Source organism: Pseudomonas sp. AF32 (assembly GCF_022342325.2).
GTDB lineage: Bacteria > Pseudomonadota > Gammaproteobacteria > Pseudomonadales > Pseudomonadaceae > Aquipseudomonas > Aquipseudomonas uvaldensis.
The window spans coordinates 21556-43118 of sequence record NZ_RQJK02000001.1; the positions used below are offsets into that span (position 1 = coordinate 21556).

At 59.1% G+C, this 21563-nt stretch carries 25 protein-coding genes; 7 read left to right on the forward strand and 18 right to left on the reverse strand.

The genetic code is table 11. The annotated features are described in order from the left end of the window. Positions 1–18: 18 nt before the first annotated feature. From EGM97_RS00135 to EGM97_RS00160, 6 genes are all read right to left on the reverse strand, one after another. The gene (locus EGM97_RS00135) at positions 19–369 is read right to left on the reverse strand and encodes a phage holin family protein (protein ID WP_053152799.1); all 351 of its coding nucleotides are present in this window, start codon (positions 367–369) and stop codon (positions 19–21) included. 55 nt (positions 370–424) lie between these two features. Beyond that, a complete protein-coding gene (locus EGM97_RS00140) occupies positions 425–1006 on the reverse strand; it encodes a DUF642 domain-containing protein (RefSeq protein ID WP_238961332.1) in 582 nt (193 codons plus the stop codon). Then, a complete protein-coding gene (locus EGM97_RS00145) occupies positions 1003–1200 on the reverse strand; it encodes a Com family DNA-binding transcriptional regulator (RefSeq protein ID WP_238961333.1) in 198 nt (65 codons plus the stop codon). The genes EGM97_RS00140 and EGM97_RS00145 overlap by 4 nt, the downstream gene beginning before the upstream one ends. A gap of 74 nt (positions 1201–1274) precedes the next feature. After that, positions 1275–1703 (reverse strand): hypothetical protein, encoded by a 429-nt coding sequence (locus EGM97_RS00150; RefSeq protein ID WP_238961334.1) that lies wholly within the window; start codon positions 1701–1703, stop codon positions 1275–1277. A gap of 104 nt (positions 1704–1807) precedes the next feature. Beyond that, complete coding sequence (locus tag EGM97_RS00155) at positions 1808–2407, reverse strand: tail fiber assembly protein (RefSeq protein WP_238961335.1); 600 nt, start codon at positions 2405–2407, stop codon at positions 1808–1810. A 334-nt stretch (positions 2408–2741) separates the two neighbouring features. Beyond that, the gene (locus EGM97_RS00160) at positions 2742–3476 is read right to left on the reverse strand and encodes a LexA family transcriptional regulator (RefSeq protein WP_238961625.1); all 735 of its coding nucleotides are present in this window, start codon (positions 3474–3476) and stop codon (positions 2742–2744) included. A gap of 668 nt (positions 3477–4144) precedes the next feature. On the opposite strand from EGM97_RS00160, the gene EGM97_RS00165 reads away from it, so the two are divergent. From EGM97_RS00165 to fdxA, 6 genes are all read left to right on the forward strand, one after another. Further along, on the forward strand, positions 4145–4516 hold the full coding sequence (locus tag EGM97_RS00165) for a DUF6124 family protein (protein WP_238961336.1): 372 nt from the start codon (positions 4145–4147) through the stop codon (positions 4514–4516). 469 nt (positions 4517–4985) lie between these two features. Then, a complete protein-coding gene (locus tag EGM97_RS00170) occupies positions 4986–5156 on the forward strand; it encodes a hypothetical protein (RefSeq protein WP_238961337.1) in 171 nt (56 codons plus the stop codon). 13 nt (positions 5157–5169) lie between these two features. After that, positions 5170–5679, forward strand: coding sequence for a type II toxin-antitoxin system death-on-curing family toxin (locus EGM97_RS00175; RefSeq protein WP_238961338.1), 510 nt, complete (start codon positions 5170–5172; stop codon positions 5677–5679). A 140-nt stretch (positions 5680–5819) separates the two neighbouring features. Then, positions 5820–5987 (forward strand): hypothetical protein, encoded by a 168-nt coding sequence (locus EGM97_RS00180; RefSeq protein ID WP_238961339.1) that lies wholly within the window; start codon positions 5820–5822, stop codon positions 5985–5987. A 244-nt stretch (positions 5988–6231) separates the two neighbouring features. Further along, positions 6232–8799 (forward strand): DNA mismatch repair protein MutS, encoded by a 2568-nt coding sequence (gene mutS / locus EGM97_RS00185; protein WP_238961340.1) that lies wholly within the window; start codon positions 6232–6234, stop codon positions 8797–8799. A gap of 134 nt (positions 8800–8933) precedes the next feature. Then, positions 8934–9257 (forward strand): ferredoxin FdxA, encoded by a 324-nt coding sequence (fdxA, locus tag EGM97_RS00190; RefSeq protein WP_011535248.1) that lies wholly within the window; start codon positions 8934–8936, stop codon positions 9255–9257. 485 nt (positions 9258–9742) lie between these two features. Here fdxA and rpoS read toward each other — a convergent pair whose 3' ends face one another. The 8 genes from rpoS to EGM97_RS00230 all read right to left on the reverse strand — a co-directional run bounded on the left by rpoS (position 9743) and on the right by EGM97_RS00230 (position 16953). Next, complete coding sequence (rpoS, locus tag EGM97_RS00195) at positions 9743–10753, reverse strand: RNA polymerase sigma factor RpoS (protein WP_053152784.1); 1011 nt, start codon at positions 10751–10753, stop codon at positions 9743–9745. Positions 10754–10858: 105 nt separating this feature from the next. After that, positions 10859–11707: a peptidoglycan DD-metalloendopeptidase family protein gene (locus tag EGM97_RS00200; RefSeq protein WP_238961341.1), complete on the reverse strand. Its 849-nt coding sequence runs from the start codon at positions 11705–11707 to the stop codon at positions 10859–10861. A gap of 208 nt (positions 11708–11915) precedes the next feature. After that, a complete protein-coding gene (locus EGM97_RS00205) occupies positions 11916–12551 on the reverse strand; it encodes a protein-L-isoaspartate(D-aspartate) O-methyltransferase (RefSeq protein WP_172679635.1) in 636 nt (211 codons plus the stop codon). 41 nt (positions 12552–12592) lie between these two features. Next, positions 12593–13342, reverse strand: coding sequence for a 5'/3'-nucleotidase SurE (surE, locus tag EGM97_RS00210; protein WP_238961342.1), 750 nt, complete (start codon positions 13340–13342; stop codon positions 12593–12595). Next, on the reverse strand, positions 13330–14388 hold the full coding sequence (truD, locus tag EGM97_RS00215; protein WP_238961343.1) for a tRNA pseudouridine(13) synthase TruD: 1059 nt from the start codon (positions 14386–14388) through the stop codon (positions 13330–13332). The genes surE and truD overlap by 13 nt, the downstream gene beginning before the upstream one ends. Continuing rightward, positions 14385–14858, reverse strand: coding sequence for a 2-C-methyl-D-erythritol 2,4-cyclodiphosphate synthase (gene ispF, locus EGM97_RS00220; protein ID WP_238961344.1), 474 nt, complete (start codon positions 14856–14858; stop codon positions 14385–14387). The genes truD and ispF overlap by 4 nt, the downstream gene beginning before the upstream one ends. 43 nt (positions 14859–14901) lie before the next feature. Continuing rightward, positions 14902–15747, reverse strand: a complete 846-nt coding sequence (fghA, locus tag EGM97_RS00225; protein WP_238961345.1) for an S-formylglutathione hydrolase — start codon at positions 15745–15747, stop codon at positions 14902–14904. A gap of 93 nt (positions 15748–15840) precedes the next feature. Continuing rightward, positions 15841–16953, reverse strand: coding sequence for an S-(hydroxymethyl)glutathione dehydrogenase/class III alcohol dehydrogenase (locus EGM97_RS00230; RefSeq protein WP_053152770.1), 1113 nt, complete (start codon positions 16951–16953; stop codon positions 15841–15843). A 106-nt stretch (positions 16954–17059) separates the two neighbouring features. Here EGM97_RS00230 and EGM97_RS00235 point away from each other — a divergent pair, with 106 nt between their 5' ends. Then, complete coding sequence (locus EGM97_RS00235; RefSeq protein WP_238961346.1) at positions 17060–17956, forward strand: LysR substrate-binding domain-containing protein; 897 nt, start codon at positions 17060–17062, stop codon at positions 17954–17956. A gap of 151 nt (positions 17957–18107) precedes the next feature. Here EGM97_RS00235 and ispD read toward each other — a convergent pair whose 3' ends face one another. The 4 genes from ispD to kdsA form a co-directional block, all read right to left on the reverse strand. Continuing rightward, positions 18108–18815, reverse strand: a complete 708-nt coding sequence (gene ispD / locus EGM97_RS00240; protein WP_238961347.1) for a 2-C-methyl-D-erythritol 4-phosphate cytidylyltransferase — start codon at positions 18813–18815, stop codon at positions 18108–18110. Next, entirely contained in the window at positions 18812–19090 is a 279-nt protein-coding gene (ftsB, locus tag EGM97_RS00245) for a cell division protein FtsB (protein WP_030139474.1), read from the reverse strand. Before ftsB ends, ispD begins: the two co-directional genes overlap by 4 nt. Before the next feature lie 171 nt (positions 19091–19261). Then, on the reverse strand, positions 19262–20551 hold the full coding sequence (gene eno, locus EGM97_RS00250) for a phosphopyruvate hydratase (RefSeq protein ID WP_238961348.1): 1290 nt from the start codon (positions 20549–20551) through the stop codon (positions 19262–19264). Positions 20552–20713: 162 nt separating this feature from the next. Continuing rightward, positions 20714–21559 (reverse strand): 3-deoxy-8-phosphooctulonate synthase, encoded by an 846-nt coding sequence (gene kdsA, locus EGM97_RS00255; protein ID WP_053152762.1) that lies wholly within the window; start codon positions 21557–21559, stop codon positions 20714–20716. Between the last annotated feature and the right edge of the window lie 4 nt (positions 21560–21563).

Here is a 21563-nt window from a genome sequence, read left to right on the forward strand (position 1 = left end):
GAATCGGCAGCACCGGGCTCACTGTGGGTCGGAACGGGAATCCGGTGGCGGTACTTCGCACACGCCGATCCGCTTGGCGACCCAGCGCTCGTAGAGACCGATGGCCACGTCGGCACCGGCCATGGCGGTCAGGCAACCCAGGGCGCAGGCGCTCCAGATCGACATGCCGAGGGCATACAGCAGCATGATTGCCGAGACACCGCAGATCACGCAGGCACCGGAGCGCAAGGCCAGACGCCGTAACAGCGACCAGCCACGGGCTCCTTCCTTGTCGGCACGCCACATCTCGCCGGACACCCCGCCCACCAGGGCGAGCAGGATGACCAGCCAGATCGGCATGTCCAGCAACGCTTGTTGCTCGTTTGTCATTCACGACTCCTGGGGGATGGTTGATGGGGTGGGTACTGGCGGGAAGGACGATGTTTTACAGCCGCTCGACAATGACGTTGTCGATAAAGGCGAAGTGAGCATTCGGATTCTGCTCATTCCAGAAGCTCAACGTGGTTTGATCGCTCACCGCGGTGAAATCGTAGGTTCTGGTTTCCCATACGGTTGCATCACTGGTGGCGACAGGGGTGTCGAAACGGGTCGTCTGGCCTGCGACTTTGACGTTGATGATGCCGGTCCCCGTGCGGTTTACGTACTTGGAACTGCCGGCACTGAACGTCAGGCGATAACGTGCGCCTACCACCGTGTTGATGTTCTGCTGGATGCCCCCGCCGTTTTGATAGGCGTAGTTGGCGAGGTCGACACTCATTGCCCCCTCAGCGGCGACCGAACTGCCAATGGCAGCCCTGACATTGATGTACTCCACGCCCGACAGAAAGGTGGTCCAGCCGGTCACAAAGTCGGCTTGGGCAGGGGTATTCAGTACGCAGTCATTGCCACAACCAGGGGTTTCAAAGCTGCCGTTAACGACCAGGTTGGCTGCGAAGGCAGAATCGCACGCCGACAACAGCGCCAGAGACAGGACGAACGGACCAATAAGACTTTTGATTTTTTTCATGTTTTCACCTGAAGAGTCGAATGTTTTTTGCGCGAAGATTGCGCATTCATGTCGCTCAAAGGCGATAACTCGAGACTCAAGGCCTTCACATGATTCAACGTCCCGCATCGGGAACATTTGATCTGGAGTTCGGTGTGTTCGCCCATGCGGGCCAGAAGTCGTTTGCATTGACCGCATCTGAAATCCTTCAGCATTAGAAATGCCCTTCCATGGCGACGGCGAGCTGCGTTCAGCTCAAGCCTTTGTTTCTACTTGAGCAGAACTGGCTTTATTTTGGAGCAGCGCAGGTCGCGCCTTTGTAAGTCATGGTGTAGGTGTAATGCCTGTCCCAAGACAGCGGGAGCGCGCTCGGTGCAGCCCATTCCGCATAACTGCCCGACATCGAACCAACAGCAGTTACCTTCCCCATGGCGATGGTGGCGAGATTGTTGGCACTCCCTGCCCCCTTCATGGGCACACTCCCATTCCATTGGAGATCATCTCCATTCTGGAACCACGCTCCGTTCCAGCCTGCCTGCGAAGTGGAATACCAGGTGTTGTCCGCCTTGAAGCAAATCGTTTGGTTGGCATAAAAACCGCCGCCTGGAACGTGGTAGGAAGCGAATTGCCAAGAACCGATAGGCGATGTTTCAGCGAACGCATAAAGGATCTGGCTCGCCAGAACTGTTGCAACCAGCACACTGAACAACTTTTTCATGGGCTTGTTTCCTTTAGGTAAATAAGTTTTTGGAACGTTGATCTGCCTTTCGGCGCAGGCATTCCAAAAAGCCCGGTTGCCCAGGCTTCCGAGATGCATTCCTCTTAAGGGAGTACGGGCCAGACAACGGTGTGTGGGAAACCGGGTTGCTTGTTGACCTGGGTAAAGGCGACGAGGTACTCCTTGATAGCGACTAGGTAAGCCTGTTCGGCGGCGCTGGCGACGCCCAGATCGACTTTGAACTGCAATCCCGAAGACGCAATTTGGCTCAAGACATTGTCGTACCGACGGTTTCTTTCAATTCGCATCTGTTCGGCCAACGCAGTCTGCGACCAGGGAAACTCGGAGTTAAAAGACCAGACACCGTCGGTATTGACTGCGTTGTAGTCATAATCAACCTGACCGCTGAGAGTGCTGGTGATGTCGATCCAAAGTTGATTGGTTGGAAACTCCTCCGAGATTGGATTCACGGTTTCATAAATGTTGTCGACTTTGCCATCTACCACGCGTGCATATTTCTTCAGGCTCATTTCCATATTTCCTCGTTTAATGGCCGGCCACTCCGGCACTTGGATCTGCCCCATCAGGTAGGCATTCCAAAAAGCCCGGTGTGTATCGGGCCTTTCAGTAATGCGGTCCTTCACTCTCCCAGGCTGAGCCTGCAGAGTTGATCTTTCGGCGCGACTGGCGCGGTACGGATCCATTCAAATTGTTCCTCCGACCGCGGCCCCTGCCCGCCGGATAACTGCTTCTGGTGCTTTACGCTGCACACCTGGGCCAGTTGCCAACCCTCTGAACCGTTAAGGCCGGTTCATCGCTGCCTGTTGGTGGAACTAAAGAGCGTTGTTGCCAGCCGCTTTGTCGAGCGGCTTGGACACAGAATATGCATGGATGCATATACAGTCAATGCGGAAATGCATTTATTTATGCACAGAAAATGCACTAACGCATCGACGCTCAATGAATACGGGGGGATCGGCGGATTTTCAGGGCGAAAAAAAACCCGCACGGTGGCGGGTTTATCGGATGGCGGCGGGGTTAACGGGCGTACATGCCCCACCAGAAGACGTGACCGAGGATGACGATCTGCTCATCCTGCATCTCCTGGAAGCTGTAGTCTTCGTCTGGATGTTCATCGCGGTTGAAGCTGCGCAGACGAATACCGGTAGGCAGACGGTAAAGCTGCTTTACCCGCAACTGACCGTTGTGATTGATGGCGTACAGGTCGCCGTCGACAATGTCGCCGATCCCGCACTTGCCCGCGTTCACCCCGACCGTCGCGCCGTCGCGCAGCACCGGCAACATGCTGTTGCCACGAACAGTCACGCATTTGGCCTGGTCGAACTGCACGCCGTTATGCCGCAGGCTGCGCTTGCCGAAGCGCAGGCTCGAGCGCTCGCTCTCCTCGATGACGAATCTTCCTGATCCAGCAGCCAATTCAACCTCACGCAGAAAAGGGACCGACACCTCGTCTTCTTCGACGGGGGTATCGTCGTCCCACAGGCTAATGTCCTTGAGTTCGGAATGCGACGCGTCGCGGCGGCTGTTGCCGGCGGGCGAAACATCCGCGCGCCCGCGCAACTGGTCGGTGCTCACGGCAAAATATTCGGCGATCTTCGAGATGTGTTTATCCGAAGGATCGACGATCTTGCCGCTGAGGATCCGCGAAAGTGTGGATTGAGGCACGCCGGTACGACGGTGAAGCTCCGTGGGGGAGATCCCGTGCTGATCGAGCAGCGCTCTTAATACGGTAGAAACGTTGCGTTTTTGCATAACGCGCATGATGCTTGTTCTTTTTGCAGAAGACAAATGCGGATTTGCATAAATCCGCATATCAGGGCGGAAACCTGTGGGAGCAAGGCTTGCCTGCGATGACTTAGGCACATTCAACATTGGTGCAAGCTGACCCCCCGCTATCGCGAGCAGGCTCGCTCCCACAAAGGGATCGAGGCTGTACGCAGCATCGGCGGACGACTCGGTAAACCTGTGGGAGCGAGCCTGCTCGCGATGACGCTGGCACATCCAACATCGCCCCAAACTGCCCCTCCGCCACCGCGAGCAGGCACTTGGGAGATTTCCCCTACACCCTCTTGGGAAACGGCCCGATCCGTGTCCTTCAAATGTGCGACACCCGGCTACGTTGCCTTGCGCCTCTGCCTACAACTACGCCAGAATCCGCTGGCTTGTGCGCCTTGGGCCTCGTCGATACTTTGGTTCTCGTCACTGCCCATCAGTGATCGGGTTTAGTCGCCCGGTATTCCAAGGTGTTCACAGCCGCATTCAGTCAGGTAATCCCTATTCCTGCACTCGATGGTGGCTGTGCGCAGGGCGCCCTCGGGCGCGCCGGTTTCTTGGATCCCCGGTCGACTAACCTGCGTACAGCCGCCGCCCCCTCGTTTAGTCGCGAGAGGATGGTGGCTCAACCTAGAGGATCCATGAGCATGTTCAAAATCACACCGAATCCACCATCCACCGACGCCGCCGATTCGACCTCCAGCCGCACTGACTCCAAAAAACTCGACGAAGCCGCTACCCGCGCCTTGGACTATTACCTCAAGCCACCCGCCGAAAAAGAAACATCCGACGCCATCGACACCCTTTTCATCATCGCCCCGAATATCGACGCCGAATGCCTGCTGGCCAACCTCAGTGAAACCCTGGCCTCGGCCAATGCAATGGTCAGCGACCTGGCGTTCGACCTGGAGGGCTCGCGACGTCATGTAGCGCTGGGGGTCCAGCAAATGATCGAGCTGGGTCAGTTGCTGGCGAACCGGGCGTTGGATGTGGTTGAAGTGAGGCAAAACGTTCGTTAACGCATGCCCCATGTGGGAGCGAGCCTGCTCGCGATAGCGGTGCAACAGTCGGCAGGTACGTTGCCTGACACACCGCCATCGCGAGCAGGCTCGCTCCCACAAGGGTTACCTCCTAACCTGATTGAGTCATGCTACCTATGTTCCCGGAGCTTGGCTGCTATGGCTACTAATAGATGGATGGGACCGATTCAAATCGAACGCCTGATTTTTCTGACTGTCCTACTTGCTGTAGGAGTTTTTTTCAAAGTCACCGGTCTAGCGCTACCTTTCTCTGCCGATAGCTTGGCATGGGGGGAACGGACGAGTGGCGCTTGCTATAGCTTTTTTTCATTGACTTCATGCGTTGACGTATGAAAAATCACCCTCCATTTTAAGTGGACACAAAATCTTTCGTTTTGTGAGCACAAGCGTCGCCATTACTCGCTATAGTCATGGCATGTCCCGGCGGGCCGGGATTGAGGAGAGTATCGTGGGAAATGCACTGAAAAAAACTGATCGTATCTGCATACCGCAGCGCGACAAATCGAGCGTGGCGCTTGCGCGTCCTGCTGACGGCGCATACCAGGCTCAAATCGAAAAGGCTTTCTGCACAGCATTCCAGCGGTATGAAAAGGCGTTTGAGGATCTGGCCAAGGTCTGATTGAGGTTTCCAAATGCCGACAATGGAGCTGTCGGAACTCAGTGAAGCTCTGGAGGGGATAAGGTATCTCACTCCAGAGGCACTGATTTGGATCAACAAACGCTTGATCCTTGCTCAGACACCTAAAGAACCCATAGGGCTTCTAAAGCCGAATGAGCTGATTTCTTCTCAACAGCGACCTGCACAACACCGGTACTACACAGGTATCGAAGACATGTATTGCCTAGCCGCTCTACTGATGCAGAGTCTTATCCAGAATCATCCATTTGCAAATGCCAACAAGCGAACGGCAGCAGCAGCCGGCTATATGTTTCTTCTACTGAATGGTTACGAGTTAACCGCTCCAGGAGATGAATTCGTAGCCATTATGGTTGGAGTCGCAAATCATGAGTACAACGAACAGGACCTAGAGAATTGGCTTGCGTATTGGTCTCGTCCCTTCGATGCAGGGACTCTGAACGGCCCCAATGATTTTCTCGCAATGTTTGGCTACCAAGAGCTAGAAACCAAACCGGCTTGTTAAACCTCCACGTAACAAATAGGAAGCCAGCGAATGCTGGCTTTTTTCATTACTCCGCCTCAGCTTTTACGCAGAACCATTTTTTGTCAACTTGCTCATATTTTTTTCACTCTCATGCTCAGACCACCATCAGAGGCGCACTTATGATATCGATCAAGCTAGGTTTGTCCAAAGGCGCAAAAAGCACCTTCGCTGACTTCATTCGCAACGCGAAGTCGGAACAAAAGAAGCGTGTCTACAGCGAAGTGTTAACCGAAGCCACCAAGCAACAAAACCTGGTGATGATGCAAGCCGAAGCGAAACGAGCCTAACCATCATAGATGGAAGAGAACCCGACCAAGTGTCGGTTTTTTTGTTTCCATTCGAACAGGCATTGGAGCGCGGACGGGTAATTCGAGGCCCCGATGACGGATCCTGGTAGATCAAAGCTGTTCCCGCCTGGGTCACCCCCGACCACCCATGTTAACCTTGCGCCCATCGCGGAAAAGCCGGGCCAATGCCCCACTTTTGCCCCACACCTTTCAACGAGTTTGCCCGACACCGATGAATACAGCCGTGAACGATCTGTCCTCCCACACGCCGATGATGCAGCAGTACTGGCGCCTGAAGAATCAGCACCCCGATCAGTTGATGTTCTACCGCATGGGCGACTTCTACGAGATCTTCTACGAGGATGCGAAGAAGGCCGCCAAGCTGTTGGACATCACCCTCACGGCCCGTGGGCAGTCAGCGGGCATGGCGATTCCGATGTGTGGGATTCCTTATCATGCGGCGGAAGGTTACCTGGCGAAACTGGTCAAGCTCGGCGAGTCGGTGGTGATCTGTGAGCAGGTGGGCGATCCGGCCACCAGCAAAGGGCCGGTGGAACGCCAGGTGGTGCGCATCATCACCCCCGGTACGGTCAGCGACGAGGCGTTGCTGGATGAACGTCGCGACAACCTGATCGCAGCGGTGCTGGGGGACGAGCGTCTGTTTGGCATGGCGGTGCTGGATATCACCAGCGGCAACTTCTCGGTACTGGAAATAAAGGGCTGGGAGAACCTGCTGGCGGAGTTGGAGCGGGTCAATCCGGTGGAGCTGTTGATTCCCGATGACTGGCCAAAGGACCTGCCGGCGGAAAAACGCCGTGGCGTTCGTCGTCGGGCGCCGTGGGATTTTGAGCGCGATTCGGCGCTGAAAAGTCTCTGCCAGCAATTTTCCACCCAGGACCTCAAGGGGTTCGGCTGTGAGAACCTGACCCTGGCCATCGGTGCGGCCGGCTGTCTGTTGGCCTACGCCAAGGAAACCCAGCGCACCGCCCTGCCCCATTTGCGCAGCCTGCGCCATGAACGCCTGGATGACACGGTGGTGCTGGACGGCGCCAGCCGACGCAACCTGGAACTGGACACCAACCTGGCCGGCGGTCGCGACAATACCCTGCAATCGGTGGTGGATCGCTGCCAGACCGCGATGGGCAGCCGCCTGCTGACCCGCTGGCTGAACCGCCCATTGCGGGACCTGACGGTACTGCTGGCGCGCCAGTCCTCCATTACCTGCCTGCTGGATCGTTATCGCTTCGAGCAGTTGCAGCCGCAACTCAAGGAAATCGGCGATATCGAGCGGATCCTTGCGCGGATCGGTCTGCGCAACGCCCGTCCCCGGGACCTTGCCCGCCTGCGCGATGCCCTTGGCGCCCTGCCCGAACTGCAATTGGCGATGACCGACCTCGAAGCTCCGCATCTTCAGCACTTGGCGCGCATCACCAGCACTTACCCGGAACTGGCCGCGCTGTTGGAAAAAGCCATCATCGACAACCCACCCGCGGTGATCCGTGACGGTGGCGTGCTGAAAACCGGTTACGACGCCGAACTCGACGAGCTGCTGGCGCTGAGCGAGAACGCCGGCCAGTTCCTCATCGACCTCGAAGCCCGGGAAAAGGCCCGTACCGGCCTGAGCAATCTCAAGGTCGGCTACAACCGCATCCACGGCTACTTCATCGAGTTGCCGAGCAAGCAGGCCGAACAGGCTCCGGCCGATTACATCCGTCGCCAGACCCTCAAGGGCGCCGAGCGCTTTATTACGCCGGAACTCAAGGCGTTCGAGGACAAGGCGCTGTCGGCCAAAAGCCGTGCCCTGGCCCGCGAAAAAATGCTCTATGACGCGCTGCTGGAAGACTTGATCAACCAATTGCCGCCCTTACAGGACACCGCCGCCGCCCTGGCGGAGCTGGACGTTCTGAGCAACCTGGCCGAGCGCGCATTGAACCTTGACCTGAATTGCCCGCGCTTCGTCAGCGAACCGTGCATGCGCATCAGTCAGGGCCGTCACCCGGTGGTCGAGCAGGTTCTGACCACCCCGTTCGTGGCCAACGACCTGAGCCTGGACGACAACACCCGCATGCTGGTGATCACCGGTCCGAACATGGGCGGTAAATCCACCTACATGCGCCAGACGGCGTTGATCGTGCTGCTGGCCCACATCGGCAGTTTCGTGCCGGCCGCCAGCTGCGAGTTGTCCCTGGTAGACCGCATCTTCACCCGGATCGGCTCCAGCGATGACCTGGCCGGTGGGCGCTCGACCTTCATGGTGGAAATGAGCGAGACCGCCAACATCCTGCACAACGCCACCGAGCGCAGCCTGGTGCTGATGGACGAAGTCGGACGGGGCACCAGCACCTTCGATGGCCTGTCCCTGGCCTGGGCGGCGGCGGAGCGACTGGCACAACTGCGCGCCTACACCTTATTCGCGACCCATTATTTCGAGCTGACGGTGCTGCCGGAAAGCCAGCCGCTGGTGGCCAACGTCCACCTCAACGCCACCGAGCACAACGAGCGCATCGTGTTCCTGCACCATGTGCTGCCCGGCCCGGCCAGCCAAAGTTACGGCCTGGCGGTTGCCCAGTTGGCCGGTGTACCAGGCGAAGTGATAGCCCGGGCCCGCGAACACTTGAGCCGTCTGGAAACCTCCAGCCTGCCCCACGAGGCGCCGCGTCCGACCAAAGGCAAACCGGCGGCCCCGCAGCAAAGCGACCTGTTCGCCAGCCTGCCCCACCCGGTGCTCGACGAACTGGCCAAGCTCGACCTGGACGACCTGACCCCGCGCCGGGCACTGGATTTACTCTATACATTGAAGACACGGATCTAACGCACAGGCGTTCAAGCTGTTAGAATCTCGCGCGGTTTGGGATGCTGAGGACTATTAGCCTGGTCCGCACCCAAGCCTGGCGAGCCCTACCGTGAAGAGGGACCCGCTGCCGCCGCCTGAGGAGAGAATTAGAAATGACCTTCGTCGTCACCGACAACTGCATCAAGTGCAAGTACACCGACTGCGTAGAAGTGTGTCCGGTGGACTGCTTTTACGAAGGCCCGAACTTCCTGGTCATTCACCCAGACGAGTGCATCGATTGCGCCCTGTGTGAACCGGAATGCCCGGCACAAGCCATTTTCTCGGAAGACGAAGTGCCGGCTGGCATGGAGAACTTCATCGAGCTGAACGCCGAACTGGCGGAAATCTGGCCAAACATCACCGAGAAGAAAGACGCCCTGCCGGACGCCGAAGAGTGGGATGGCAAGCCGGGCAAGATCGCGGACCTCGAACGCTGATCGTCCCTGCGTACGTCTTGAAGGCCCCTTGTGGGCCTTTTTGCTGCCCGGACACAAATCGCAGACAAAAAAAAGGGGCGGTTTGACCCGCCCACATTTTTTCCCTAATCCCTTTGATCCTTTTCATCGTCCTGATGAATCGCATCCTGCGATGTCCTTCCTTCCCCATCGTCCGTGACGGGTGTGTCTGTCCGTCGACACAGGACTGATATTAGTGTTTTCCCTGGCGAGTGCAATTCATCCCCAAGCGGCGGACATCTACTGTCACCATTCGTTCACAAAAAAATAACCTTTGAAATCAATCAAATACAAACATCCACGCGGTTTATTGTCCTCTGTCCCCGGCCATGAGAAACCGAACGCTTACACAACACTAGGCAAAAGCTTACAAACCAAACCAGAAAACAGCGCAGGATCAGAAAACAGTCGTCCAGAAACGGCAAAGCCCCGAACCGGTCGGGGCTTTTTGTGCTGTAGCGGAGTGACTACTGGAACAGCGACTCGCTCGACAAGCCATTCTTTTCCAGGATTTCCCGCAGACGCTTGAGGCCCTCCACCTGGATCTGCCTGACCCTTTCCCGGGTCAATCCAATTTCCAGGCCGACATCTTCGAGGGTGCTGCTTTCGTGACCGCGCAGGCCAAAACGTCGGATCACCACTTCCCGTTGCTTGTCCGTCAGCTCCGAGAGCCATTGGTCGATGCTCTGGGACAAATCGTCGTCCTGCAGCAACTCACAGGGGTCGGTGGGACGTTCGTCGGTAAGGGTGTCCAGCAGGGTCTTGTCCGAGTCTGGCCCCAGCGAGACATCCACGGAGGAAACCCGCTCATTGAGCCCAAGCATTCGCTTGACCTCGCCCACCGGTTTTTCCAGCAGGCTGGCGATTTCTTCCGGTGAGGGTTCATGGTCGAGCTTCTGGGTCAGCTCACGGGCAGCCCGCAGGTAGACGTTCAGCTCCTTGACCACATGAATCGGCAGCCGGATCGTGCGGGTCTGATTCATGATCGCCCGTTCGATGGTCTGGCGGATCCACCAGGTGGCGTAGGTCGAAAAACGGAACCCCCGCTCAGGATCGAATTTCTCGACAGCGCGGATCAACCCCAGATTGCCCTCTTCAATCAGGTCCAGCAGTGAAAGCCCACGATTGACGTAGCGTCGGGCGATTTTCACCACCAGGCGCAGGTTGCTTTCAATCATGCGTTTTCGACCGGCCGGGTCGCCCTTTTGCGACAGGCGCGCAAAATGTACTTCTTCCTCGGGGGAGAGCAGCGGCGAAAAACCGATTTCGTTGAGGTACAGCTGAGTGGCGTCCAGCGCCCGGGTGTAATCGATGTACTTATGTTGTTTAAGCGAAGCGGAGTGTCTGGATTTGGCGCGAACGGAAGGTGGAGACGACGCCCCTTCATCATTCGACATCGAATCCATAGCGATGCCGGTCTCCATCAGGAGAACCTCATCGTCGATGTCAAACTCCGGCACTTCTTTACTGAGAGCCATTGTTATAGTCCTTTGGTGAGTTCGACCTCAAGCTCGAGCGACGCCTTTATCCTTGGCAACGCTGGAGCCTGTTCCCTCTACGTGACGGAACAGGCTGACAACCAATCAACGACGTGGCAGGAATTGCAGCGGATCTACCGGTTTACCTTGTCGGCGAATCTCAAAATGCAGTTTCACCCGGTCTGTACCCGTCGACCCCATTTCGGCAATTGTCTGTCCGACCTTGACCTGCTGCCCCTCCCGAACCAACAGCCTGCGGTTGTGACCGTAGGCACTGACGTAGGTATCGCTGTGTTTGATGATCACGAGTTCGCCGTAGCCCCTCAAACCACTCCCGGCGTACACAACCGTGCCATCAGACGCGGCTAAAACAGGCTGTCCCAAATCCCCGGCGATATCAATTCCTTTATTCAAACTACCGTTTGAAGAGAATTTTCCAATAAGAACGCCATTAGAAGGCCATCCCCAGCCTGTCGGGGCGGGGCCTGCCGGAGGCATCGGTGCGGGCTCCGGTTTGCTCGCGACGGACGGTACGGTGGCCGTCCCGGCGCCGACGGGTCGGCGAATGACAGTGGTTTTACTCGATGACGACGGTGTCGACCCCGACTGCGTGACCACCGCGGTCGGTGTTGAACCGCTGCGCCCATCGAAGCGAATTGTCTGACCCGGATGGATCGTATAGGGCGCAGGAATGTTGTTCCGCGCTGCCAAGGCTTTGTAGTCCCAGCCGTAGCGAAAGGCGATGGAAAACAACGTATCGCCCTTACGGACTACATACTGACCGGTCGTTACTGTAGGACGTTGTGGCGCAGCAGCGGTGTTGCGATCGACAACCCGGACGTTACCCGACGGTGTACTGGAACAACCGACCAGCAAGGTACTCAAGACAAGGCCAGTCACCAGGCGCTTAAAGCTCGTGATACCCATACGCTGCGCAATGACTGTGAGACTCACCCGCTGCTCCCTTTGTGGTGGCTGAAAAAATGGAAACTGCCTGTCCAGGCAGTGGTGGTGCGAGTAACGGGCGCATCCATCCTTCTATTAATGAAGCACGGGACGTTGCCGCACACGTTTGCTCGCCGCCATTGAAGCCTGTTCGATGAACCGATGCCGCTGTAAGACACAGCAAGCGTCACGGAATTCAGCCGCAGTTTATAAATGCTCAGGCCAACGGCCCATTGAGTAATGGTACGAACCGCACGGCTCCCAGAACGTGCCGCGAGAAGCCATGTTCTTCTCGTACGATCAGCATCAGTTGCTGCACTTCGCCGGCGCCCACCGGGATGACCATGCGTCCACCGGGAGCGAGTTGATCCAGCAGGGCCTGGGGAACATCAGTCGCCACGGCGGTGACAATGATTCCGTTATACGGCGCGAGGGCCGGCCAACCTTCCCAGCCGTCGCCCCAGCGAAACACCACGTTGCGCAGGTTAAGCTCCACCAGGCGCTCCTTGGCGCGGTCCTGCAACACCTTGATCCGCTCTACGGAAAACACCCGCTCGACCAACTGCGACAATACCGCCGTCTGATAACCCGAACCGGTACCGATCTCCAAAACCTTGTCCAGCGGCCCCGCCTCCAGCAGCAACTCGCTCATGCGGGCCACCATATAAGGCTGGGAAATGGTCTGGTTGTGTCCGATCGGCAGAGCCGTGTCCTCATAGGCACGATGGGCGAGGGCTTCATCGACGAACAGATGCCGCGGCGTGCGGCGGATGACTTCCAGCACCTGGGCATTGGACAGCCCCTCTTCGTAGAGCCGCTGGATCAGGCGTTCACGGGTGCGCTGGGAGGTCATGCCGATCCCGCGGCGCAGCATATCGTCTTGCTCACGAGCCATCAGTGCAGCCCCTCCAGCCAGCCATCGAGATGTCGGAAGGCATCATTGAAGGTGCGATCGAGCTGCAACGGTGTAATCGAGACGTAACCTTGCATCACCGCATGAAAATCCGTGCCCGGCCCGCCATCCTCGGCATCCCCGGCGGCGGCGATCCAGTAGCCGGCCTTTCCGCGTGGATCGACCACATGCATGGGCCTGGCGGCGCGGGCACGATGACCCAGGCGAGTCAGCTGGATGCCCCGGATGTGGTCGAGGGGCAGGTTCGGGATGTTCACGTTCAACACCGTGCGCGGTGGCAGGTCCAGCTCGCCGTGGGCTTGCACCAGTTTGCGGGCGAAATAGGCGGCGGTGGGCAGGTTGTCGACCTGCCGGGAAACGAACGAGAAGGCAAACGACGGGTGTTCGAGGAAACGCCCCTCCAGGGCCGCGGCGACCGTGCCGGAATACAGCACGTCATCGCCCAGGTTGGCCCCCAGGTTGATGCCTGAAACGACCATGTCCGGCGCACGCTCCAGCAAACCGTTGATGCCCAGGTGCACGCAATCGGTCGGCGTGCCGTTGAGACTGATGAAACCGTTATCCAGATAGCAGGGGTGCAGCGGACGGTCGAGCGTCAGCGAGCTGCTGGCGCCGCTTTTGTCCTGGTCCGGGGCGATCACCACGCACTCGGCAAAATCCGCCAGCGCAGCATAGAGCGCGGCAAGACCGGGTGCTGTCACCCCGTCGTCGTTAGAAATCAGAATACGCATGGGCTGTCCGTCTGCCCTACCGGCACCAGATCGACGAGTTCGCGCACCAAGGCAGTGGCGAAACATCCGGCCGGCAGGACGAATTCCAGTTGCAGAATGTCAGGCTCGGGATAATGCCACGACAGCCCGCCAATGGGCAGTCGCAGGATGCGACGTTCGTGATTCATTCCCGCGTTTATCAACCAGTCCCGCAGCTCGGCCTCGTCCTCGGCGATGGCCTGTTCCAGCGCGAAAGTCGCGCCGGCGGCCGGCGAAGGCCCCTCGCCCCACTGTGGCCCGGTCGGATGCAAGTCGAGGATAGCCAGGCGCGGATCGCTGCATTCAGCCTCTGCGGCCGGGAAAAAGCTGCGGCTGTCGGTGAAGGCCAGCAAGTCACCCACCTGGGCCAGTTGCCAGGTACCATCGGCCACTCGGGCCGCCAGTACCCGGTTGAACAAATAACTGCGGGCTGCCGACAGCAGCCGCGAACGCACGTTGCGCTGCTCCGGCAAGGCCTTGCGCGCCGCCCAGGCACGGGCATCGACGACGTTACCGCCGTCATGGCCAAAGCGCTGGGCGCCGAAATAATTGGGGATGCCCTGACGGACAATCCGTTGCAGCCGCGCATCGACAGCCGCCGCGTCACCCTTGAATTGGGTCAGGCGCAAGGTGAAGCCATTGGCCGAGTGTGCGCCACGCTGCAGCTTGCGTTTATGCCGAGCGGTCTTGAGGATTCTCAGCGTCTCATTCTCTGCCGACGACAGATCCGGATCGGCCTTGCCGGGCAACTGGACGCTGAACCATTGGCGGGTCAGGGCCTGACGGTCCTTGAGCCCGGCATAGCTGACGGTGCGCAACGGCACGCCGGCCGCCTTGGCAATCCGTCGGGCAGCCTCTTCTGTATTCAGGCCGCGCTTCTCGACCCAGATCCACAAATGCTCGCCATCACCGGTCAACGGGATGTCGAGGACTTCATCGACCTGGAAATCTTCGGCGGTGGCTTTCAGCACCGCGCTGCCCAGCGCCTCGCCATAGGCCCGCGGGCCCAACAGTTCCAGTTCGGTCATGGGCGCAGCAACAAGGCAACGGAATGAACGGCGATACCTTCTTCACGACCGACGAAGCCAAGCTTCTCGGTGGTGGTGGCCTTCACATTCACCTGATCCAGTTCGACCTGCAGGTCCTCGGCGATCATCCGGCGCATCGCTTCGATGTGCGGCGCCATCTTGGGAGCCTGGGCAACGATGGTGTTGTCGACATTGCCGACTTTCCAGCCCTTGGCATGGATCAGCGAGACGACATGGCGCAGCAGCATGCGGCTGTCCGCGCCCTTGAATTGCGGGTCGGTGTCGGGGAAATGCTTGCCGATGTCGCCCAGGGCGGCCGCGCCGAGCAACGCATCGCTCAAGGCGTGCAGCAGGACATCACCGTCAGAATGCGCGAGCAGCCCGAAGCCGTGTGCGATCCGCACGCCGCCCAGCGTGATGAAATCGCCTTCAGTGAACCGGTGAACATCGTAGCCGTGGCCAATACGCATAAAAAAACGCCCTGATTTCTGTCAGGGCGTGATTCTACCTGCATTAGGCGCTTAGAGCGCGCGCATGATGTTGCAGATGATCATCGATAAAACTGGCGATGAAATAATAGCTGTGGTCATAGCCCGGTTGCAGGCGTAACTCCAGCGGATGCCCGGCCGTCCTGGCCGCTTGCTGCAAGGCTTGCGGCTTGAGCTGGTTGTCGAGGAAATCATCGCGATCACCCTGGTCCACCAGCAATGGCAGTTTCTCGCCCGCCTCGGCAATCAGCGCGCAGGCGTCCCATTCCCGCCATTTGGAGCGATCTTCGCCCAGGTAACGGGAAAAGGCTTTCTGGCCCCACGGACAGTCCATCGGATTGTTGATCGGGGAAAACGCCGACACCGAACGGTAACGACCAGGGTTGCGCAAGGCGCAGACCAGTGCGCCATGACCGCCCATGGAATGACCGCTGATGCCGCGTTTATCCGACGCAGGGAAATGAGCCTCAACAAGTGCAGGCAATTCCTGCACCACATAGTCATGCATCCGATAGTGCTGCGCCCAGGGTTCCTGCGTGGCGTTCAGATAGAATCCCGCGCCGAGGCCGAAGTCCCAGGCACCGTCCGGATCGCCCGGCACATCGGCGCCACGGGGGCTGGTGTCCGGCGCGACAATAATCAACCCCAACTCGGCAGCCATGCGCTGGGCACCGGCTTTCTGCATGAAATTCTCGTCGGTGCAGGTCAGCCCGGACAACCAATACAGCACAGGCAACTTGCCGCCCTGCTCGGCTTGCGGTGGCAGGTATACCGCAAAAACCATGTCACAACCGAGCACTTCGGAACGATGTCGGTAACGCTTGTGCCAGCCGCCGAAGCTCTTCTGACAGGAAATATTTTCGAGGTTCATAGCTTCACCTCAGCGCCAAGCTGCAAGCCGCAAGCTGCAAGAAAAAGCACCGCGCTTCACTTGCAGCTTGTAGCTGGCAGCTTGCAGCTGCTCTTAAAAATGAATAACGGTGCGGATGCTCTTGCCTTCATGCATCAGGTCGAATGCCTTGTTGATATCTTCCAGGCCCATGGTGTGGGTGATGAAAGTGTCCAGCGGGATCTCGCCCTTCTCGGCCATCTCCACGTAGCTGGGCAACTCACTGCGCCCGCGCACGCCACCGAATGCCGAACCACGCCAGACGCGCCCGGTCACCAGTTGGAACGGACGAGTGGCGATTTCCTGGCCGGCACCGGCCACGCCGATGATCACCGACTCGCCCCAGCCTTTGTGGCAGCATTCCAGCGCGGCACGCATCAGCTGAACATTGCCGATGCACTCGAAGGAAAAGTCCACGCCGCCATCGGTCATGTCGACGATGACCTCCTGGATCGGACGGTCGAAGTCCTTCGGGTTGACGAAGTCGGTGGCGCCCAGTTGCCGGGCGATTTCGAACTTGGACGGGTTGATATCGATGGCGATGATGCGCGACGCCTTGGCCTTCACCGCTCCGATCACCGCCGACAGGCCAATGCCGCCCAGACCGAAGATGGCCACTGTGTCACCGGGCTGGACCTTGGCCGTGTTGATCACCGCGCCAATGCCGGTGGTGACGCCGCACCCCAGCAGGCAGACTTTTTCCAACGGTGCATCCTTGGCGATCTTCGCGACGGAGATTTCCGGCAGCACGGTGTATTCGGAGAAGGTCGAGGTGCCCATGTAGTGGAAAATCGTCTCGCCCTTGTAGGAAAAGCGCGAAGTACCGTCAGGCATCAAGCCTTTGCCCTGGGTGGCGCGAATCGCCTGGCAGAGGTTGGTCTTGCCCGACTTGCAGAACTTGCACTGCCCGCACTCCGGTGTGTACAGCGGGATCACGTGGTCCCCCACTGCCACCGAGGTCACGCCCTCGCCGATGGCTTCGACGATTGCGCCACCTTCGTGGCCGAGAATCGACGGAAAAATCCCTTCCGGGTCGGCGCCCGACAGGGTGTAGGCGTCGGTGTGGCAGACGCCGGAGGCCACCACGCGCAGCAGCACTTCACCCGCCTTGGGCATGGCGACGTCGACTTCTACGATTTCCAGGGGTTTCTTGGCCTCGAAGGCAACGGCGGCGCGCGACTTGATCATCGTGTTTCTCCAGCAAATAAAAACGAGATCGGAGTGTAATCCGCCGCCATACAAGGAATAATCCAATCAAAAGCAAAACATTATTGCCATACAGGGATAATCTTTCATGTCTGACAATCGCTGGGAAGGCATCGACGAGTTCGTCGCCGTGGCTGAGTGCAGCCAGTTCACCGCCGCGGCCGAACGTCTCGGGGTATCGTCCTCCCACATCAGTCGACAAATCGTACGGCTCGAAGAGCGCCTTCAAACGCGACTGCTGTATCGAAGCACCCGTCGCGTCACCCTGACCGAGGCCGGCCAGACTTTTTTGCAACATTGCCAGCGCTTGCAGGATGGACGGGAGGAAGCCTTGCGGGCGGTGGGGGATCTGGCCAGCGAACCCAAGGGCATGTTGCGAATGACCTGCGCGGTGGCCTATGGCGAACGTTTCATCGTGCCCTTGGTGACCCGGTTCATGGGGCTGTATCCGCAACTGCGGGTGGACATCGAATTGAGCAACCGTCCGCTGGACCTGGTCCATGAGGGGCTGGACCTGGCGATTCGCCTGGGTCGCTTGCAGGACTCACGCTTGATCGCCACACGCCTGGCCCCACGACGCATGTACCTGTGCGCCTCGCCGTCCTACCTGGAACGCTACGGCCGGCCCCATAGCTTGTCGGAACTGAGCCGTCATAACTGTCTGATCGGCAGTTCCGACCTCTGGCAACTGGAGCAGAACGGGCGGGAATTTTCTCAGCGCGTGCAGGGAAACTGGCGCTGCAACAGTGGGCAAGCGGTGCTGGACGCGGCACTGCAAGGCGCGGGCTTGTGCCAACTGCCGGACTACTACGTGCTGGAGCATCTGCACAGCGGCGCGCTGATCTCGCTGCTCGAAGCCCATCAGCCACCGAATACAGCGGTGTGGGCGCTGTATCCGCAGCAACGACATTTATCACCGAAGGTGCGCAAGTTGGTGGACTATTTGAAGGAAGGGTTGGCGCAGCGGCCGGAGTATCGGGGCTAAGTGTCAGCAGCATTTTGGGTGATTGGACGATCGCCTTCGCGAGCAAGCCCGCTCCCACCGGGGATCTTGTTGATATGAAGATCAGTATCCGCTGGAATTTCCGTGTGGGAGCGGGCTTGCTCGCGAAGGGCGCGGCGCGGTATCGCACAATTTAATGACGCTGTGCCCAACGCTGGCGCAACCACTCCAGATCCTCGGGGCGGGTGATCTTGATGTTATCCGACCGCCCTTCGATCAATCGAGGCGCCTGCCCTGCCCACTCCATCGCCGAGGCCTCATCGGTAATCACGACATCCGCCACCAGGCTGTCAGCCAAGGCCCGATGCAAGGCGCCAAGACGAAACATCTGCGGCGTGTAGGCCTGCCAGATCACGCTGCGATCAACGGTTTCCAGCACCCGGCCGTGCTTGTCGACGCGCTTGAGAGTATCGCGCGCCGGAACGGCCAGCAGGCCGCCGACCGGGTCATTCGCCAACTCGCTGAGCAAGGTATCCAGGTCGTCACGGGACAGATTGGGTCGGGCGGCATCGTGCACCAGCACCCAATCGTGATCGTCGGCGCCCTGGCCATGAAGATGCAGCAAGGCGTTGAGCACCGAATCCGAACGCTGGGCACCCCCGTCCACTCGCTGGATGCGCGGGTCGCTGGCGCAGGCCAGGGTCGGCCAGTAGGGATCATCGTGCGCAACACTGACCACCACGCCCTTGACGGTCGGATGATCGAGGAAACAGCCGAGGCTGTGTTCGAGAATTGTGCGGCCACCCAGTTGCAGGTACTGCTTGGGACGGTCCGCGGCCATTCGGGCTCCGATGCCCGCGGCAGGAATCACGGCCCAGAAGGCCGACAAACGAATACTCATTGGGCCAACTGGTAGAGGGTTTCGCCCTCCTTCACCATGCCCAGCTCATGACGAGCCCGCTCTTCAACGGTCTCCATGCCTTTTTTCAGCTCCATCACTTCGGCGTCCATCACCCGGTTGCGCTCCAGCAGGGCCTCGTTCTCGGCGTGCTGGTCAGCGATCTGCTGAGTCAGCTCGGCCACTTGGGCGAGACTGCCATTGCCCACCCACAGACGGTACTGCAGGCCGGCCAGCAACAGAAGCAAGACGAGGAACAACCAATTGGGACTGCGCATCGAATATCGGGTATCCAGTGAAAAAAGACCGCCATGCCAAACTTTGAAGCACCTGATAGCACGAAGCCTGGAAAAACCAGGCTTGTGCTTGATAAGGCATCAGATTAGAGGGAAAGCCACCGCTATGACGACTTTTCCGACGCAATCCGCTGTCTTTTTACCATTTACCGCTTAACCGCGAAACTCGGCGCGACCGTTGTACTTGGCCTTGCCGTTCAACTGCTCTTCGATACGCAGCAGTTGGTTGTACTTGGAAACGCGGTCGGAACGGCACAGCGAACCGGTCTTGATCTGGCCCGCCGCGGTGCCCACGGCCAGGTCGGCAATGGTCGAATCTTCGGTTTCGCCGGAGCGATGGGAGATCACGGCGGTGTAGCCGGCGGCCTTGGCCATCTGGATGGCTTCCAGGGTTTCGGTCAGGGTGCCGATCTGGTTGAACTTGATCAGGATCGAGTTGGCGATCTTCTTGTCGATGCCTTCCTTCAGGATCTTGGTATTGGTGACGAACAGGTCGTCGCCCACCAGCTGGGTCTTGGCGCCGATTTTGTCGGTGAGGATTTTCCAGCCGGCCCAGTCGGACTCGTCCAGGCCATCTTCGATGGAGATGATCGGGTAGCGCTCGGTCAGGCCCTTGAGGTAATCGGCGAAACCTTCGGCAGTGAACACCTGGCCTTCGCCGGACAGGTTGTACTTGCCGTCTTCGAAGAACTCACTGGCGGCGCAGTCCAGGGCCAGGGTCACGTCGGTGCCCAGCTTGTAGCCGGCGTTGGCAACGGCTTCGGAGATCACTTTCAGCGCGTCTTCGTTGGAGGCCAGGTTCGGTGCGAAACCGCCTTCGTCGCCAACGGCGGTACTCAGGCCACGGGCTTTGAGGACGGCCTTGAGGTGATGGAAAATCTCGGTGCCCATGCGCAGGCCTTCGGAGAAGGACTTGGCGCCCACCGGCTGGACCATGAATTCCTGGATATCGACGTTGTTATCGGCGTGCTCGCCGCCGTTGATGATGTTCATCATCGGCACCGGCATCGAGTAGACGCCCGGAGTGCCGTTGAGGTTGGCGATGTGAGCGTACAGTGGCAGATCCTGGTCCTGGGCGGCGGCCTTGGCGGCGGCCAGGGAAACGGCGAGGATCGCGTTGGCACCCAGGGAGGCTTTGTTCTCGGTACCGTCGAGCTTGATCATCGCCAGGTCGAGAGCCTTCTGGTCGGCAGGATCCTTGCCCAGCAGCAGGTCACGAATCGGACCGTTGATGTTGGCGACGGCTTTCAGTACGCCCTTGCCCAGGTAACGACCCTTGTCGCCATCACGCAGCTCCAGCGCTTCGCGCGAGCCGGTGGAAGCACCGGACGGCGCACAGGCGCTGCCGATGATGCCGTTGTCGAGAAGCACGTCCGCTTCGACAGTGGGGTTGCCACGGGAGTCGAGAACTTCACGACCTTTGATGTCGACGATTTTTGCCATTGTTGTAAACACTCCAAAGTTGACGAAAACGCTGTGGGAGCACGGCTTGCCGGCGATGGGGGCCTCAAGGGCGCCATCGCTGGCAAGCCATGCTCCCACAAGAGCAGTGCGGCCAGCGGGCCAGAGCGATAATCGAGCGGTACTTTACCGGAGAAAACCGCGTTATGCGGTTTCTATCGTCGGAAACCCTTTGACCAGCTCATCCAAAGCCTTGAGCTGAGACAGGAAAGGTTCCAGCTTGTTCAAGCGCAAGGCACACGGTCCGTCGCACTTGGCGTTGTCCGGATCCGGATGCGCCTCAAGGAACAGGCCCGCCAGGGACTGGCTCATGCCGGCCTTGGCGAGGTCGGTCACCTGGGCGCGACGCCCGCCGGCGGAGTCGGAACGGCCGCCCGGCATCTGCAGTGCGTGGGTCACGTCGAAGAACACCGGGTATTCGAACTGCTTCATGATGCCGAAGCCGAGCATGTCCACCACCAGGTTGTTGTAGCCGAAGCTCGAACCGCGCTCGCAGAGGATCAATTGGTCATTGCCGGCCTCTTCGCACTTGCTCAGGATGTGTTTCATTTCCTGGGGCGCGAGGAACTGGGCCTTCTTGATGTTGATCACCGCGCCGGTCTTGGCCATCGCGACCACCAGGTCGGTCTGGCGCGACAGGAAGGCCGGCAGCTGGATGATGTCGCAGACCTCGGCGACGACCGCGGCCTGGGCAGGCTCGTGGACGTCGGTGATGATCGGCACGCCAAAGGCTTGCTTGATGTCCTGGAAAATCCGCATGCCTTCTTCCAGGCCCGGACCACGGTAGGAGGTCACGGACGAGCGGTTGGCCTTGTCGAAGCTGGCCTTGAACACGTAGGGGATGCCCAGCTTCTGGGTGACCTTCACGTATTCCTCGCAGACCTGCATCGCCATGTCGCGGCTTTCCAGCACGTTCATGCCGCCGAACAGCACCATGGGCTTGTCGTTGGCAATCTCGATATCGCCGACGCGGATGATCTTCTGGGCCATCGTC

What these genes read in the sequence shown, in the direction of transcription:
- EGM97_RS00135 (WP_053152799.1), bottom strand. Translation starts at nt 369, where the DNA reads ATGACAAACGAGCAACAAGCGTTGCTGGACATGCCGATCTGGCTGGTC.
- fghA (WP_238961345.1), bottom strand. Translation starts at nt 15,747, where the DNA reads ATGAACCTCGAAAATATTTCCTGTCAGAAGAGCTTCGGCGGCTGGCAC.
- EGM97_RS00145 (WP_238961333.1), bottom strand. Translation starts at nt 1,200, where the DNA reads ATGCTGAAGGATTTCAGATGCGGTCAATGCAAACGACTTCTGGCCCGC.
- EGM97_RS00235 (WP_238961346.1), top strand. Translation starts at nt 17,060, where the DNA reads ATGTCTGACAATCGCTGGGAAGGCATCGACGAGTTCGTCGCCGTGGCT.
- surE (WP_238961342.1), bottom strand. Translation starts at nt 13,342, where the DNA reads ATGCGTATTCTGATTTCTAACGACGACGGGGTGACAGCACCCGGTCTT.
- EGM97_RS00180 (WP_238961339.1), top strand. Translation starts at nt 5,820, where the DNA reads ATGATATCGATCAAGCTAGGTTTGTCCAAAGGCGCAAAAAGCACCTTC.
- EGM97_RS00230 (WP_053152770.1), bottom strand. Translation starts at nt 16,953, where the DNA reads ATGATCAAGTCGCGCGCCGCCGTTGCCTTCGAGGCCAAGAAACCCCTG.
- EGM97_RS00150 (WP_238961334.1), bottom strand. Translation starts at nt 1,703, where the DNA reads ATGAAAAAGTTGTTCAGTGTGCTGGTTGCAACAGTTCTGGCGAGCCAG.
- truD (WP_238961343.1), bottom strand. Translation starts at nt 14,388, where the DNA reads ATGACCGAACTGGAACTGTTGGGCCCGCGGGCCTATGGCGAGGCGCTG.
- EGM97_RS00155 (WP_238961335.1), bottom strand. Translation starts at nt 2,407, where the DNA reads ATGGATCCGTACCGCGCCAGTCGCGCCGAAAGATCAACTCTGCAGGCT.
- EGM97_RS00160 (WP_238961625.1), bottom strand. Translation starts at nt 3,476, where the DNA reads ATGCAAAAACGCAACGTTTCTACCGTATTAAGAGCGCTGCTCGATCAG.
- EGM97_RS00140 (WP_238961332.1), bottom strand. Translation starts at nt 1,006, where the DNA reads ATGAAAAAAATCAAAAGTCTTATTGGTCCGTTCGTCCTGTCTCTGGCG.
- ispD (WP_238961347.1), bottom strand. Translation starts at nt 18,815, where the DNA reads ATGAGTATTCGTTTGTCGGCCTTCTGGGCCGTGATTCCTGCCGCGGGC.
- ispF (WP_238961344.1), bottom strand. Translation starts at nt 14,858, where the DNA reads ATGCGTATTGGCCACGGCTACGATGTTCACCGGTTCACTGAAGGCGAT.
- eno (WP_238961348.1), bottom strand. Translation starts at nt 20,551, where the DNA reads ATGGCAAAAATCGTCGACATCAAAGGTCGTGAAGTTCTCGACTCCCGT.
- EGM97_RS00175 (WP_238961338.1), top strand. Translation starts at nt 5,170, where the DNA reads ATGCCGACAATGGAGCTGTCGGAACTCAGTGAAGCTCTGGAGGGGATA.
- EGM97_RS00165 (WP_238961336.1), top strand. Translation starts at nt 4,145, where the DNA reads ATGTTCAAAATCACACCGAATCCACCATCCACCGACGCCGCCGATTCG.
- kdsA (WP_053152762.1), bottom strand. Translation starts at nt 21,559, where the DNA reads ATGGCCCAGAAGATCATCCGCGTCGGCGATATCGAGATTGCCAACGAC.
- rpoS (WP_053152784.1), bottom strand. Translation starts at nt 10,753, where the DNA reads ATGGCTCTCAGTAAAGAAGTGCCGGAGTTTGACATCGACGATGAGGTT.
- EGM97_RS00205 (WP_172679635.1), bottom strand. Translation starts at nt 12,551, where the DNA reads ATGACCTCCCAGCGCACCCGTGAACGCCTGATCCAGCGGCTCTACGAA.
- ftsB (WP_030139474.1), bottom strand. Translation starts at nt 19,090, where the DNA reads ATGCGCAGTCCCAATTGGTTGTTCCTCGTCTTGCTTCTGTTGCTGGCC.
- fdxA (WP_011535248.1), top strand. Translation starts at nt 8,934, where the DNA reads ATGACCTTCGTCGTCACCGACAACTGCATCAAGTGCAAGTACACCGAC.